Annotated in this window: 14 protein-coding genes; 8 read left to right on the top strand and 6 right to left on the bottom strand. The window is 71.9% G+C overall.

The genetic code is table 11. The features are described 5' to 3' along the window. Positions 1-257: 257 nt before the first annotated feature. From ACFVU7_RS29225 to ACFVU7_RS29215, 3 genes are read right to left on the bottom strand one after another with little or no spacing between them, the layout of a single operon-like run. Complete coding sequence (locus ACFVU7_RS29225) at positions 258-1,334, bottom strand: low specificity L-threonine aldolase (protein WP_049650550.1); 1,077 nt, start codon at positions 1,332-1,334, stop codon at positions 258-260. After that, a complete protein-coding gene (locus ACFVU7_RS29220) occupies positions 1,331-2,089 on the bottom strand; it encodes an SDR family NAD(P)-dependent oxidoreductase (RefSeq protein WP_388047983.1) in 759 nt (252 codons plus the stop codon). The genes ACFVU7_RS29225 and ACFVU7_RS29220 overlap by 4 nt, the downstream gene beginning before the upstream one ends. Continuing rightward, positions 2,086-3,486, bottom strand: a complete 1,401-nt coding sequence (locus ACFVU7_RS29215; protein WP_049650551.1) for a DUF6421 family protein — start codon at positions 3,484-3,486, stop codon at positions 2,086-2,088. The genes ACFVU7_RS29220 and ACFVU7_RS29215 overlap by 4 nt, the downstream gene beginning before the upstream one ends. Before the next feature lie 536 nt (positions 3,487-4,022). Between ACFVU7_RS29215 and ACFVU7_RS29210 the strand changes: the two genes are divergently transcribed. The 5 genes from ACFVU7_RS29210 (at position 4,023) to ACFVU7_RS29190 (ending at position 8,620) form a co-directional block, all read left to right on the top strand. Further along, a complete protein-coding gene (locus ACFVU7_RS29210; protein ID WP_388047981.1) occupies positions 4,023-4,910 on the top strand; it encodes an ABC transporter substrate-binding protein in 888 nt (295 codons plus the stop codon). A gap of 68 nt (positions 4,911-4,978) precedes the next feature. Beyond that, positions 4,979-5,878 (top strand): amino acid ABC transporter permease, encoded by a 900-nt coding sequence (locus ACFVU7_RS29205; protein ID WP_049650553.1) that lies wholly within the window; start codon positions 4,979-4,981, stop codon positions 5,876-5,878. Next, positions 5,875-6,633, top strand: coding sequence for an amino acid ABC transporter ATP-binding protein (locus ACFVU7_RS29200; RefSeq protein WP_049650554.1), 759 nt, complete (start codon positions 5,875-5,877; stop codon positions 6,631-6,633). Before ACFVU7_RS29205 ends, ACFVU7_RS29200 begins: the two co-directional genes overlap by 4 nt. A gap of 330 nt (positions 6,634-6,963) precedes the next feature. Beyond that, positions 6,964-7,518, top strand: a complete 555-nt coding sequence (locus ACFVU7_RS29195; RefSeq protein WP_380778044.1) for a DUF5134 domain-containing protein — start codon at positions 6,964-6,966, stop codon at positions 7,516-7,518. A 154-nt stretch (positions 7,519-7,672) separates the two neighbouring features. Beyond that, positions 7,673-8,620 carry a M56 family metallopeptidase gene (locus ACFVU7_RS29190; protein ID WP_117492506.1) on the top strand — a complete coding sequence of 316 codons (948 nt, stop codon included), beginning with the start codon at positions 7,673-7,675 and terminating at the stop codon, positions 8,618-8,620. 58 nt (positions 8,621-8,678) lie between these two features. Here ACFVU7_RS29190 and ACFVU7_RS29185 read toward each other — a convergent pair whose 3' ends face one another. Then, the gene (locus ACFVU7_RS29185) at positions 8,679-9,113 is read right to left on the bottom strand and encodes a MarR family winged helix-turn-helix transcriptional regulator (RefSeq protein WP_049650557.1); all 435 of its coding nucleotides are present in this window, start codon (positions 9,111-9,113) and stop codon (positions 8,679-8,681) included. 87 nt (positions 9,114-9,200) lie between these two features. On the opposite strand from ACFVU7_RS29185, the gene ACFVU7_RS29180 reads away from it, so the two are divergent. Next, positions 9,201-10,715 (top strand): MFS transporter, encoded by a 1,515-nt coding sequence (locus ACFVU7_RS29180; protein ID WP_388047980.1) that lies wholly within the window; start codon positions 9,201-9,203, stop codon positions 10,713-10,715. A 228-nt stretch (positions 10,716-10,943) separates the two neighbouring features. Then, positions 10,944-11,549 carry a TetR/AcrR family transcriptional regulator gene (locus ACFVU7_RS29175; protein WP_049650559.1) on the top strand — a complete coding sequence of 202 codons (606 nt, stop codon included), beginning with the start codon at positions 10,944-10,946 and terminating at the stop codon, positions 11,547-11,549. Between the two features lie 79 nt (positions 11,550-11,628). Here ACFVU7_RS29175 and ACFVU7_RS29170 read toward each other — a convergent pair whose 3' ends face one another. Then, on the bottom strand, positions 11,629-12,495 hold the full coding sequence (locus ACFVU7_RS29170) for a helix-turn-helix transcriptional regulator (protein ID WP_049650560.1): 867 nt from the start codon (positions 12,493-12,495) through the stop codon (positions 11,629-11,631). Between the two features lie 418 nt (positions 12,496-12,913). Between ACFVU7_RS29170 and ACFVU7_RS29165 the strand changes: the two genes are divergently transcribed. Next, positions 12,914-13,489 carry an ATP-binding protein gene (locus tag ACFVU7_RS29165; protein WP_241853036.1) on the top strand — a complete coding sequence of 192 codons (576 nt, stop codon included), beginning with the start codon at positions 12,914-12,916 and terminating at the stop codon, positions 13,487-13,489. A 376-nt stretch (positions 13,490-13,865) separates the two neighbouring features. Here the strand turns inward: ACFVU7_RS29165 and ACFVU7_RS29160 are convergent, their stop codons facing one another. After that, positions 13,866-14,129: a DUF397 domain-containing protein gene (locus ACFVU7_RS29160; protein WP_074004386.1), complete on the bottom strand. Its 264-nt coding sequence runs from the start codon at positions 14,127-14,129 to the stop codon at positions 13,866-13,868. Between the last annotated feature and the right edge of the window lie 505 nt (positions 14,130-14,634).

The raw sequence follows: 14,634 nt of genomic DNA, 5'->3' as shown, positions 1-14,634 counted from the left end.
CGCTGTTGAGTTCTCAAGGAACGGACGCTTCCTTCGGACCGCCTTCCAGCGGACCCTCCGGGCTTCGTTCTTTCGTGTTTCCAGCTTATCAGACGCTTTCCGCTCCGTTTTCCGGAGTTTCATTCATCGGATTCGCTTTCCGCTTTGCCGCCCCGGTCTCCCGCGGCGACTCCGGAACTGTACGGGCACCGGCACGTCACATGCAAATCGTCCCGCCCCGCTGTCGCGGGACGGGACGATCCGTCGTTCGAGCACCGTCAGGCGCGGCCCATCTCCTCGGCGATGGCCGCCGCGAAGGCGTCGATGTCGGCCTCCGTGGTGTCGAAGGCGCACATCCAGCGGACCTCGCCGGTGTGCTCGTTCCAGAAGTAGAAGCGGTAGCGCTTCTGGAGCCGCTCGCTCACCTCGCGCGGGAGGATCGCGAACACCGCGTTCGCCTGGGCCGGGCGGACCACCTCGACGCCGTCGATCTTCCGGACCGCGGCCTCCAGGCGGCTGGCCATCGCGTTGGCGTGGCCGGCGTTGCGCAGGTAGAGGTCGCCGGAGAGCAGGGCCTCGAACTGGACCGAGACGAAGCGCATCTTCGAGGCGAGCTGCATCGAGGTCTTGCGCAGGTACGTGATGTTGCGAACCCGCTCCGGGTTGAGCACCACCACGACCTCGCCGAACAGCAGGCCGTTCTTCGTCCCGCCGAAGGAGAGCACGTCGACGCCCACGTCGGTGGTGAAGGCGCGCAGCGGCTGGCCGAGCGAGGCGGCGGCGTTGGCCAGGCGGGAGCCGTCCACGTGGACGAGCATGCCCAGCTGGTGGGCGTGCTCGGTGATCGCGCGGATCTCGTCGGCGGTGTAGAGGGTGCCGAGCTCGGTGCTCTGGGTGATGGAGACCGCGAGCGGCTGCGCGCGGTGCTCGTCGCCGAAGCCCCAGGCCTGCTGGTCGAGCAGCTCGGGGGTGAGCTTGCCGTCCGGGGTGGGGACGGTGAGCAGCTTGATGCCGCCCATCTTCTCCGGGGCGCCGCCCTCGTCCACGTGGATGTGGGCGGACTCGGCGCAGACCACCGCGCCCCAGCGCGGGAGCAGGGCCTGGAGGGCGACCACGTTGGCGCCGGTGCCGTTGAAGACGGGGTAGGCCTCGGCCTTGTCGCCGAAGTGGCGGCGGAAGACGTCCTGGAGGTGGGCCGTGTAGTCGTCCTCGCCGTAGGCGATCTGGTGGCCGCCGTTGGCGAGGGCTATCGCGGCGAGGACCTCCGGGTGCACGCCGGCGTAGTTGTCGCTGGCGAAGCCGCGGACGGCGGGGTCGTGCCGCCGTACCGCGTCCGTACGGGTGAGGTCGGTCATCGGGCTGTCAGCCACAGGTGCTGTCCGTTCAGTTCTGCTGCGGGGCGGTCCCAGAGGCCCGCCAGGTGTCCGGCGAGGTCGGCGGTGTCGGTGAAGCCGGCGAACTTCGCCTCCGGCTTCTCGGCCCGCATTTCGGGACTGACCAGCGCCTTGATGACCAGGATCGCAGCCGCCGCGGTGGGCTCGCCGTCGGGGGCGGTGGTCTCCTTCTTGAAGGAGTCGGCCATGGCGAGGGTCCACGCCTCGGTGGCGGCCTTGGCGGCCGCGTAGGCGGCGCCGCCGGCGGTGGGCTTGTGCGCGGCCGCGGCGGAGATCATCGCGTAGCGGCCGGCGGTGCTCCGGACCAGCGCGGGCTGGAAGGCCAGCGAGGTGTGCTGGAGGGTGCGCACGACGGTGTCGTGCAGGAAGTCCCAGTCGTCCAGCCGGGTGTCGAAGAAGGTCTTGCCGCCGCGCCAGCCGCCGACCAGGTGGAACAGGCCGTCGACGTGGCCGTGCTCGGACTCCAGGTGGTCGGCCCAGTCGTGGACCTCCTGGGGGTCGAGCAGGTCGATCACCTGACCGCTGACCTTGGCCCCGCGGACGGCCACCCGGGTGGCGTCCAGCGCGGACTCCAGGCGCTGGGCGTCGATGTCGGCGCCGATCACGGTGGCACCCTCGGCGGTGAGGCGGCGCAGCACGGCGCGGCCGGCCGGGCCGCTGGCTCCGGCGACGGCGATGACCTTGCCGGCCAGCGGGGCGTTGGTGGAGGTGGTCACGCGGCGGCTCCCTGGATCCCGGCGCCGGTGATGCCGGCGGTGGCGGCGATGACGCCGCTCAGCTTCTTGTTGAGGGCCTCGTAGAACATGCTCAGCGGGAACTCGTCCGGGAGCACGGCGTCGCAGAGGGCCTTGTTGAGGGCCTTGCCGTCGGTGATGTCGAGCGGCAGGGCCTCGGAGCCCTTCGCCCAGGTGGAGGCCGGGTGCGGGGTGAGGTAGCGGGAGACCAGCTCGTACGCGGCGATCCAGTGGGCCGGCTTCGGCCGGTCGATGCCGTCGCGGTAGAGGGTCTCGATCTCGGCGCAGAGCGCGTTGGTGACCTGCTGGGCGCGCTCCCAGTCGATGCTGAGACGGTTGTCGCGCCAGCGCAGCGCGTCGTGCTTGTGCAGGTAGGCGAAGAGCAGCTGGCCGCCGAGGCCGTCGTAGTTGCGCACCCGGTCGCCGGAGACCGGGAAGCGGAACAGGCGGTCGAAGAGGACCGCGTACTGGACGTCGCGGGCGTGCGGGTTGCCCTCGGTCTCCAGCTGCACCGCCTCCTTGAAGGTGGTGAGGTCGCAGCGGAGCTCCTCCAGGCCGTACATCCAGAACGGGCTGCGCTGCTTGATCATGAAGGGGTCGAACGGAAGGTCGCCGTGGCTGTGGGTGCGGTCGTGGACCAGGTCCCACAGGACGAAGGTCTCCTGCGCGCGCTGCTGGTCCTGGAGCAGGCCCTCGGCGTCGGCCGGGATCTCCAGGCCGAGCTGCTGGACGGCGCTGGTGGTGACGGCGCGGAAGCGCGCGGCCTCGCGGTCGCAGAAGATGCCGCCCCAGGTGAATCGTTCCGGCGCCTTGCGCACGGAGACCGTCTCGGGGAAGAGCACGGCGGAGTTGGTGTCGTAGCCGGCGGTGAAGTCCGTGAAGGTGATCGGCACGAACATCGGGTTGTCGAAGCGGGTGCGCTCCAGCTCGGCCAGCCAGTCGGGCCACACGACGCTCAGCAGGACGGCTTCCAGGTTGCGGTCCGGGTTGCCGTTCTGGGTGTACATCGGGAAGACGACCAGGTGCTCCAGCCCGTCCTCGCGCTGGGCGGCGGGCTGGAAGGCGAGGAGCGAGTCCAGGAAGTCGGGCTCGCGGTAGCCGGTGTCGGCCCACTTGGCGAGGTCCGCGTCGACGGCGGCCAGGTAGGCGGCGTCGTGCGGGAAGTTCGGAGCGAGCTCCTGGACGGCGGCGCGGACGGTCGCGACCAGCGGGTCGACCGTGTGCCGCTGGACGGCGGCCAGGTCGATCGAGCCGTCCTTCGACTGGAGCGGGCGCAGCGTCTCGACGGCCTCCTTCAGGCGCAGCCAGGCCGGGTGGCCGGCGAGGGTCGAGACCGGGGCGTCGGCCGCCACAGCGAGCCTTGGCGAAAGATTCTGCATCGTGGACTCACTTCGACAGGAGTTATTTCAACGGGAACACCATAAGTACGAAAGGTTCTCCCGTTCAAGGGGGGTCGGACGGGCAAAGTTCCGGCGCACCACCGCTCCGGCGCGGAAACCTTCGGCGGGGGGCGGGTTGTCCGGCATGTGGACAGTGATCTGGATGTTCTGGACAGATGCGCCGTTCTGATGCGAACCTCCCCGCATGCTCCCGGCGGTGATCACGGTGGCCGTACGCCACGACAGCCCGTTCCGGGCGCCCTCCCGTCGGCACGTCTGCCGTCGCTGTCGCTGTCGCGCGCGCGGCCTCTGCTGCCGCTGTCGCCGCTGTTGTTGACCGGCCTGCCGCCGACCCGGCTGCCGCCGGTCCGGCTCGGGGGGCGCCGCGGACGCGGGCCCGTACGCCGACCATGCCGCGTGTGTTCCGGCGCCGCCACCGGGGGGAAGTGACCCGCCGGGATGCGGGCCGCCCGTCGCGCCCTCCCGTGCCCCTCACCTTCCTTCCGTCCCGCCGGTCCTTTCCCTGGAGCCCCGTCATGACCCTCCGCAAGCCGTCCGCCGTACTGCCCATCGCCGCGCTGGTCGCCGCCGCGGCCGTGCTGACCGCCTGCGCGCCGCAGGACTCGAAGTCCGACGCCGCCCCGGGCGCCTCGGGCGCGGCCGGGTCGGCGGCGGGCTGCGCACCGGGGGCGCTGGCCACGCGTACCGCCGGGACGCTGACCGTCGGCACCGACAAGCCCGCGTACGACCCCTGGTTCACCGAGGACAAGCCGGAGAACGGCAAGGGCTTCGAGTCCGCAATGGCCTACGCGGTCGCCGACAAGCTCGGCTACCCGAAGGAGAAGGTCAGCTGGGTGGTGGCGCCGTTCAACAAGGCGACCTCGCCGGGTGCCAAGGACTTCGACTTCGACATCAACCAGGTGTCCGTCAGCGACGAGCGCAAGCAGGCGGTGGACTTCTCCTCCGGTTACTACGACGTGCGCCAGACCGTCATCGCGCTGAAGAACTCCAAGGCGGCGGGGGCCAAGAGCATCGCCGACCTCAAGGGCGCCAAGCTCGGCGCGCAGGTCGGCACCACGAGCCTGGACACCATCACCGACACCATCAAGCCGAGCACCCAGCCGGCCGTCTTCGACTCCAACGACCTGGCCAAGGCGGCGCTGAAGAACGGCCAGATCGAAGCGCTGGTGGTGGACCTGCCGACCGCCTTCTACATCACCGGCGCCGAGGTGCCGGAGGCCCAGGTGGTCGGCCAGTTCGAGGTGTCCTCGCGGGCCGAGCAGTTCGGCCTGGTGCTGGACAAGGGCTCCAAGCTGACCGGCTGCGTCTCGCAGGCGGTGGACGCGCTGCGCGCCGACGGCACGCTGGCGAAGCTGGAGAAGCAGTGGCTCTCCGACGCCGTCTCGGCACCGGTGCTGAAGTGAGTGCTGACCTGGGCCCCCGGCCGAGCGGGGAGTCGTCGGGCGGGGAATCATCGGGTCGGGAGGGCTCGGTGGACCTCGCCAAGGCCCCGGTGGCGCGGACCGGGACGCCAGCCGCGGAGGACGGCTACCGCCCGTCCGAGCGGCGGCTGGCGCACGAGGCCTACCGGCGCTCCCGGGCCCGCCGCTCGGCGCTGATCGCCACCGCGTCGACCCTGGCGACGGCCGTCGTGCTCTACCTGCTGGTCGTCAACTCCCCCGGCTGGGAGGTGACCCGGCGGACCTTCTTCAACCTCGACTACGCCCGCCAGGCACTGCCCGAGGTGCTGAAGGGGCTGCGGCTGAACCTGGAGCTGATGCTCGGCTGCGGGGCGCTGATCCTGGTGTTCGGGCTGCTGCTGGCGGTGCTGCGGACGCTGCGCGGGCCGGTCTTCCTGCCGGTGCGGCTGCTGGCCACCGCGTACGTGGACTTCTTCCTCGGGCTGCCGATGATCATCTGCCTGCTGGTGATGATCACCGGGGTGCCGGCGCTGCGGCTGACCGGGGTGACCACCGATCCGCTGCTGCTGGGCGGGGCCGCGCTGGTGCTGACGTACTCGGCGTACGTCTCCGAGGTGTTCCGCTCCGGCATCGAGTCGGTGCACCCGAGCCAGCGCGCCGCGGCCCGGTCGCTGGGGCTGACCAACGCGCAGGCGATGCGGTACGTGGTGCTGCCGCAGGCCGTCCGCCGGGTGGTGCCGCCGCTGCTCAACAACCTGGTGAGCCTCCAGAAGGACACCGGGCTGGTCTCGATCGGCGGGGCGATCGACGCGGTGTACGCGGCGAAGATCATCGCGGCCCGGTCCTTCAACTTCACGCCGTACCTGGTGGCGGGGCTGGTGTTCATCGTGCTGACCATTCCGTTGACCCGGTTCGCCGACTGGCTGACCACCCGGATGAACCGCCGCCAGCTGCAGGGGGGTGCGGTGTGACGTCGAGCGAGGTGCTCCGGCTGGAGTCGGTGCGCAAGACCTTCGGCGACCAGGTGGTGCTGCGCGACGTGGACCTCGCCGTGGCCGAGCACTCGGTGACGGCGCTGATCGGGGCGTCCGGCTCCGGCAAGTCCACGCTGATGCGCTGCGTCAACCTGCTGGAGGGGATCGACGACGGGGCGATCTTCCTGGACGGTGAGGAGATCACCGATCCGCGCGCGGACGAGGACGCCGTACGGCGCCGGATCGGCGTGGTGTTCCAGTCGTACAACCTGTTCCCGCATCTGACGGTGCTGGAGAACATCACGCTCGCGCCGCGCCGGGTGCACCGGGTCGCCCGGGCCGAGGCGGAGGCGCGGGCGCTGGAACTGCTCGACCGGCTCGGGCTGGCGGCCAAGGCGAAGGAGTACCCGGACCGGCTGTCCGGCGGGCAGCAGCAGCGGGTCGCCATCGTGCGCGCGCTGGCCACCGGGCCGCGGCTGCTGCTCCTGGACGAGATCACCGCGGCGCTCGACCCGGTGCTGGTCGGCGAGGTGCTGTCGGTGGTGCGGGACCTCAAGGAGCAGGGGATGACGATGGTCCTCTCCACCCACGAGATGGGCTTCGCCCGCGAGGTCGCCGACCGGGTCTGCTTCCTGGACGGCGGGGTGGTGCTCGAACAGGGGCCGCCGGAGCAGGTGTTCGGCGACCCGCGGGAGGAGCGCACCCGGCAGTTCCTCAGCCGGGTGGTCGCCTCGGGGCGGCTCCAGGGCTGAGCGGGCACGCCCGGCCGGCGGGTACCGCACTGGCGGCCGGGGTTTGCCACGAGGCGTGCGGTGGGCGTGCGACAGGCGTGCGGCCAGGGCTTTCGCGAGGACGGGCACCACTGTGCGCCCCCGTACGCGCCCTGGCCACGCCCGGCCGGGTGCGGTGATCGTGGACCGGATGTCCGTCGCCGCGCACGGGGGCGGCGCACGGGCGACAGCCGACGGGTGACAACTGACAGCCGACAGATTTCATCATCTGTTCGCTGACCGCTGTCCGTTGTCATCTGTTCGCCGCCCGCCGCCCGCCGCCCCGTCGCCCACCGCCCCGGGAGGCCGCCGTTGCACGGACCCGCCCTGGTCAACTGGCTCCTCGCCCTCCTCGCCGCCGGCGCGGGCACCTCCTGCCTGACCCGGCTGCGCCACTCCCCCTGCGCCCCGGGCGGCGCACACCGGCCGCTCGCCCGCGAGTCCGACGCCGCCGAGGCCCTGATGGGGCTCGGCATGGCCGCGATGGCCGTCACCGGCGCCACCGTCCCGGCCGCCGTCTGGGCCGGGCTCTTCGGCCTCCCCGCCGCCGCCTTCCTGCTCGCCGCCGTCCACGCCCCGGCCGGGCGGGCGCACCGCCTGCACCACGCGGTCGGCGCGCTCGCCATGACGTACATGGCCCTCGCGATGGCCGGCGCCTCCGGCCACGGGCACCACCAGGCCGCCGCCCTGGGCCTTCCGGTGCTGACCGGGGCGCTCCTCCTCTACTTCGGCGGGTACACCCTCTGGACCGGCAGCCGGCTGCTGCGCACCCCGGCGGGCGCCCTCGCGGTCGGCACCGCCGGTCTGCCACAGGCCTGCCGACTCACCATGGGGATCGGCATGTTCGCCATGCTCCTGACCATGTGACGGCCGCACGCCACGACCTCCGGCGCCCCAAGGCCCCCGTCCGGGCGTGGCGTTGGTCACTGGCCGGACGAAAGCCGTTCCACCGGACGTCGCCAGCGCATAGGTTGGCAGGGAACGCGTTGTCGCGTTCCGTGCGTACTCGGGGAGCCCATCGATGCCTGCCCTGATCGGCCTGCTGCTGCTCGGCCTGCTGCTCTCGACCGTCGCGCCCCGGCTGCTGGCCCGGGCCCGCTGGGCGGAGCGCGAACCGGTGCTGGCACTGCTGGTGTGGCAGTGCCTGGTGGTGGCCGTCCTGCTCTGCTGTGCGCTGGGCCTCCTCCTGGCGGCCTCCGCCGCCCTGCCGGAGCTGCGCGCGCTGCTGTTCCGCGGCGCGCCGCACGGCGTGGAGGCGGCGTACGGCCTCCAGGAGGCCGAGGGCTGGGGCCGGCTGTGCGCCGCGGCACTGGCCGCGGGCGGGGTGCAGACGGTGCTGGCGCTCACCCGGGAGGTCCGCACGGCCAAGGCGCTGCGCAATCGCCGGCACGCCCAACTGGCCACCCGCGCACCCGAGTTGCCGGACAGCATCGAGAGCGACCGGAGCCGCCGGGAGCGGCTGGTGGTCCTGGAGAACGTCCGCCCGGAGGCATGGTCGCTGCCCGGACCGGACTCCCGGCTGGTGGTCACCACCGGCGCCCTCCGGCAGCTGACCGACCGGGAGCTGGCGGCCGTGCTGAGCCATGAGCGCGGCCACGTCCGGGCCCGGCACCACTGGCTCCAGCAGTTCGCCCAGGCGCTCGCCTCCGGCTTCCCCGGGGTCGGCGTGTTCAGCGCCTTCCGGGACCAGGTGGCGGAGCTGGTCGAACTGGCCGCCGACGACCGGGCCGCCCGTCGGCACGGCCGGCACACCACCGCCCTCGCGCTGGCCGAACTCAACCTGGACCGCGGGGTGTTCGGCTCCTGTCCGCCCGGCCTGGCACAGTCCCCGAAGCGGGTCGACCGGCTGCTCGCGGGCCGTCCGCGGCTCTCCGTCCCGCACCGGCTGCGGCTCACCGTCGGGGCGCTCGCCGCGCCCGCCGTGGTCGTCCTGCTGGCCGCCGCACCGGGGCTGCACTCGCTACTCTGAGGCCAACCCGGCGTCAGCCCGGGGTTCTTGACGTTCCGTCAGCCGGAAAGCCGATCCGTCAGTCGGTGGACGATCCGCAGGCCGGCCCGAGTCCGCCGCCGAGGGTCAGCTCCAGCACCTGGCGGTGGAGCGGCCTGGCCTGCTCGTACCGTTCCCGCCCGGCCTCGGTGAGGGTGAGCACGACGCCCCGCCGGTCGCTCTCGCACATCGCCCGGGTGACCAATCCGGCCTTCTCCAGGCGGGCGATCAGCCGGGAGAGCGCGCTCTGGCTCAGGTGGACGGTGTGGGCCAGCTCGCTCACCCGCACCGCGGGCCCGCCGCCGCCCCCGCACTCCTCGACGAGGCGCTCCAGCACCTCGAACTCGCTCATGCCCAGCCCGTACCGGTCGCCCAGCTCGCGGTCGAGCATGCAGGCCGCGGCGGCGTGCCGGGCCAGCAGCTCGCGCCACTGCGCGACGAGACCGGTCTCCGCCGGGGAGTCGAGTTCAGCCACGCCGCCACCCTAGCACGTGCATCGACAATTATTGCGTTCACATCTAATTCACTTGCATTGAATGCATGTGCATGTACTGTCCTCCCCATGACCACCGCGACCGTCCCATCACCCGATGCCCCGTCAACCAGCGGGCCGCACTGGACTCCCCGCCTCTGGGGCACCCTGATCGTGCTCTGCGCCGCCATGTTCCTGGACGCCCTGGACGTCTCCATGGTGGGCGTCGCCCTCCCGTCCATCGGCTCCGACCTGCACCTGTCCACCTCCACCCTGCAGTGGGTGGTCTCCGGCTACGTGCTCGGTTACGGCGGTCTGCTGCTGCTCGGCGGACGCGCCGCCGACCTGCTCGGCCGCCGCCGGGTGTTCCTGGTCGCCCTGGGCGTCTTCGCCGCCGCCTCACTGGTCGGCGGCCTGGTCGACGACGGCGGCCTGCTGATCGCGGCCCGCTTCCTCAAGGGCGTCAGCGCCGCCTTCACCGCCCCGGCCGGCCTGTCGATCATCACCACGACCTTCGCGGAGGGCCCGGCCCGCAACCGCGCCCTGTCGATCTACACCACCTGCGGTGCCAGCGGCTTCTCGCTCGGCCTGGTGCTCAGCGGCCTGCTCACCTCGGTCGGCTGGCGCTGGACCTTCCTGATGCCCGTCCCGGTCGCACTGCTCGCGCTGGTCTTCGCCGTCCGGCTGCTCCCCCGCCCGGTCGAGGAGCGCGCCAAGGGCGGCTACGACGCGCTGGGCGCGATCACCGGCACCGCGACCGTTCTGCTGCTGGTCTTCACCGTCACCGAGGCCCAGGGCGCCGGCTGGCTGAGCCTGCGCACGCTCGGCTCGATGCTCGTCGTCGCCCTGCTGGCCGCCGCCTTCCTGCGGGTGGAGAGCCGCGCCGCGCACCCGCTGGTCCGGCTCGGCATCTTCCGCAACGGTTCGGTCGCCCGGGCCAACGTGGTCGCCTTCGCGATGACCGGCGCCTACGGCGGTTTCCAGTTCGTGGTCACCCTCTACCTCCAGCACCTGCTCGGCTGGTCGGCGCTGGAGATGGCCCTCGGCCTGCTCCCCGCCGCGGCCCTCATCGCGCTCTCGGCGCCCTTCATGGGCCCGATCGTGGACCGCTTCGGCACCGGGCGGCTGCTGCCGATCGGCCTGCTCTCGCTGGTCGCCGCCTTCGCGCTGTTCCTGCGGCTGGACGAGCACAGCTCGTACCCCGGCCTGGTGCTGCCCTCGATGCTGCTGCTCGGCGTGGGCTTCGCCTTCGCCTTCCCCTCGGTGAACATCGCCGCCACCGACGGCGTGGGCGACGAGGAGCAGGGCCTGGCCTCGGGCCTGGTGAACACCGCGATCCAGGTCGGCACCGCGGTGGTCCTGGCCGGAGCGACCGCGATGATCACGGCCGGCAGCGCGGGCGGCGACAGCCCGCAGGCCCAGCTGGACGGCTACCGGCCGGCGCTGCTGTTCGTCACGATGGTCGCCCTGGTCGGCCTGGCGGTCGCGGCGGCGGGCGCCCTGGTGGACCGGCGCCGCGCCTCAACTCCCGCGCCGGTACCGGATTATGATTACTCATCAGCCGGGTCGACCGCGGCCCGCGCCGAAGTCCTGACCGAGCGCTGACCCCGGGCCCCGCCCGCGGCCGATCTCCGGGCCGTCGGGCCGTGGCGCCGGCTCCACCAAACCCCCGTGTTGGTGGAGCCGGCCGTCTTCGTGGCGGCCGCCCGGGCAGCGCCCCTCGGGGCACGGTTCCTCGGTGCGGCTGTCGGCTCCGCAAGTATATTGGCTCGCAGCCAACGAACGTTCGGAGCAGACACGATGGCACCTCGCGGGGATTCGGTCAATGAGGAGATGCGGCAACGCTCCCGCCGACGCATCATGCGGGCCACCGTCGAGCTGGTTGACCAGCGCGGATACGCGGGCACCACGCTGACGGACATCGCCGAGCGGGCCGGACTCGCCCGCGGGCTGCTCTCGTACTACTTCGACGGCAAACGGCTGCTGATGCAGTCCGCGACGCACCGGATGATGCACCAGTCGCTGGCCTGCGCCTTGGCGGAACTGGCACCCGGTTCCTCACCGAACGCGCGGCTGGCCCGGGCGATCGACACCGTGCTCGGGCTGGCGCTGGACCACCCCCGGGTGATGCGCTCGCACCTGGCGCTGATCCTCGACCCGGACACCGGCGCCTTCGTCCAGGACCCGGAGCAGCAGCAGCTCGGGGCCCTGCTCCAGGGCCTGCTGCTCGACTGGGGCGCGCCCGACCCGGTCGCCGAGCACGCCGTCCTGCGCAGTGCGCTGATGGGCGGCTGCATCGGGGTGCTGCTGCCGGGCGCCGAGATCCCGCTGGCGCCGATCCGGGCCGACCTCTTCCGCCGCTACGACCTGGCCTGGGAGCTGGGCCGCCCACCGCAGCCGTCCCCGCCGGAACGCGAGAGGCCGCCGGCCCGCGACTGACGGCGGGTGGGCGGCCTGGCGGACCGACTGCCGGGGGCCTCGCGAGGGAGGGATCTCACAGGCCCCGGACGGCAGCGGCTCAGCGTTCCTTCAGGATCGAGGCGAGCAGGTCTATCGTGCGCTCCGGCGTGAGACTGTCCACGCAGAGCCGCTCCATGACCTGGATGTAGGCGTCGACGTCGTCGCGCTTGTCCAGGTAGAGCGCGCTGGTGAGCTGCTCCAGGTAGACCACGTCCGCGAGGTCCTGCTCCGGGAAGCGCAGGATCGTGAACGCCCCGGACTCGCCCGCGTGCGCGCCGAACCGGAACGGCATGACCTGGATCACCACGTTGGCCTGCTCGGCGACGTCGATCAGGTACTGCACCTGACCGCGCATCACCTGGGGCCCGCCGACCGGCCGGCGCAGCGCGGCCTCGTCGATGACCGCCCACAGGCGCGGGCTGGCCCCCTCGGTCAGCAACTTCTGACGGCGCAGCCGGAGGCTGACCCGCCGTTCGACCTCCTCCTCGCTGATGACCGGCCGACTCTGGCCGAAAACCGCCCGTGCGTACTCCTCGGACTGCAGCAGTCCGGGGATGAACTGCACCTCGTAGGTGCGGATGAGCTGGGCGGCCTCCTCCAGGCCGACGTAGGTCTGGAACCAGCCCGGCAGCACGTCGTTGAAGCTGTGCCACCAGCCGGACTTGTTGGCCTCGCGGACGAGGCCGAGCAGGGCTTCCCGCTCGATGCCGTCGTCCACGCCGTACAGGCTGAGCAGGTCGGCGACGTCGCGCTCCTTGAAGCTGACGCGGCCGAGTTCCATGCGGCTGATCTTGGACTCGGAGGCCCGGATCGCGTAGCCCGCGTCCTCGCGGGTGATGCCGCGCGCCTCACGCAGGCGGCGCAGCTGCGAGCCGAGGAGGATCCGGCGGACCATCGAGCCGCCGCCCGGCTGAACTGTGGTCATGCGGTCGAAACCTCCACCTAGGGCAAACAGCGCACAGTCTGCCATCAGTTGAGCGCTCACGGTGCCGATACTGACGGATGTTCCTATCAGTTCTGCACTCCACGCACCAGGATGCACGTGCATTCGGCGCTTGCATATGCCAATAGTGCGACTGCACGTGAATCGACTCTTGCATCTGCAGTGAGCGCACACCACCATGGTGCACGTGCACCTGCACATCCCTGGCAATCCCGCGGGCTCCGCGTCGACCCCACGCGCGACTCCGTGCACCGACCCGACGGCGTCCCCCGCGTCATCGGGCGTTCGAGTGCGCGCGCGCCTGGTCGAGGGGGCGGCCGAGCGGCCGAGCGAGTCGGAGGTGACCGGCATGACCCCGGCGGGTCCAGCCGTGTCCGCCCCCTTATGGGAGGAGCTCTTCATGAGCACCGGTACGGCTTTGGCGGTTGACCCCCATGTGGTCACCTGTACGCTCGCTCCTCGCTTCGAAGCCGTCAGAACCGCGCGGGACTTCGCTCGGAGCACGCTCCAGCTCTGGGGCCTGACGGAACTGTTCGACGACGTCGCGCTGGTGGCCTCGGAACTCGTGACCAACGCGCTCCGGCATGCGATCGGCGCACGGCCCGACCCGTCGGGCGGCGCCCTGGGCGAGTACGACTTTCCCATGAAGCCGACCGCGGACGGCCGGCTGCCGATCCGAATAAGCCTGGTGCACCGCGCACCCCAGGTGGTCTGCGCGGTGAGCGATCCGAGCAGCACCGGCCCGGTCGCCCGGGAGGCCGACTTCGTCGCCGAATCGGGCCGCGGGCTGCACCTGGTGGAGTCGTTCAGCCGCTCCTGGGGCTGGCACCCGCTGGGCAGCGGCAAGGTGGTCTGGGCGATGTTCGAGGCCGAGTCGGTCGGCGGTTCCCCGCTGGACGGACACCCCGGGCTCGGCGGCCGCTCACCGCTCGACGGTCCCGTCGACGTCGGCGGACGGCATCGGCGCTCGGCCTAGGACGGGCCCCGCGCTCCGAGCGGGTCCTGTACTCCCAGCGGGCCCCGTGCTCCGAGCGGGCCCGGCGTTCCGGACGAGCCCTGACCCCGGGACAGGCCCTGCACTCCGGAGGAGCCCTGCCTTCGGGACGGACCCCGCGCCGGACGGCGCGCGGCCGGTCGACGGACACCCCGGGAGGACCGCACCCCGGGCGCTTCCAGCAGGCCCCGTCGAGAGCCTCCGGCACCACGGAACCGCGAGCGGCTCAGCGCGGCCGGGCGGCCGGACGGATCCGGGAGAGGCCTCCGGAGCGAAGACATCCGGAGGAGACAAAGACAAAGGCCGTCGTGGTGTCGGCACCCACGACGGCCCCCCGATGATGGAGCACGGCGGCTGGTCAGACCGCCAGGTGGTCGAACTCCCCGTCCTTCGCCCCCAGCAGCAGGGCGGAGATCTCGGCCCGGGTGTAGATGAGTGCAGGGCCGTCCGGGAACCGCGAGTTGCGCATCGCCACATCGCCGCCCGGCAGGGCCGCGAACTCGACGCAGTTGCCCTGGGAGTTGCTGTGCCGGCTCTTCTGCCAGACCACCCCCTGGAGATCGGCGGCGGCCATCCCGTTGTAGGTGTCGTACGAGCCGTGCGTGTCCTGCGAGTCGTGCATAGAAATCTCCCGAAGAGCTCCGGAGTTGTCGTCCAGCGCGGCGCCCCCGGCACCGCCGAAACGAACGGACCGGCCCCGTACCGGTCCGGCACAACGCCTCACTTGACGTGATGATAGCCGCAGTGCACGTGCATCAGCACGGGACATTGCAGGTGCACGAGGCCTTTTACCCGCAGCCGCGAACTCTTCACGGGCCCTTCCCCTGACGGTACGTAAACGGACATAGCCGATGAATCGTCGAGCCCGCGATAACCGGCCGTGAGCACCTCCCCGCTGAATGTTGATCTTCGAATGCCGGGAGTCGCCCGCCCGTGACCCTCCGTCAAGCCGGGCTCATGCTGTGAGACATCTCACGCGCGCCGGGTGCAACGCCCGCCCCCTCGGATCGCGTCGGGACAAGCACCGGCCACCACGCGGGGGTTGGGCGAAGAATGTCCGGATTGTAGGCAAAGCGCCCGGACCGGCGCCGGAGACGCACCGGGTCCGTACCGCGAGCACGCGAAAC

The sequence above is a fragment of the Kitasatospora sp. NPDC058046 genome (assembly GCF_042885595.1).
In the GTDB taxonomy this organism is placed as follows: domain Bacteria; phylum Actinomycetota; class Actinomycetes; order Streptomycetales; family Streptomycetaceae; genus Kitasatospora.
This window is presented reverse-complemented; position numbering and strand designations above follow the sequence as displayed.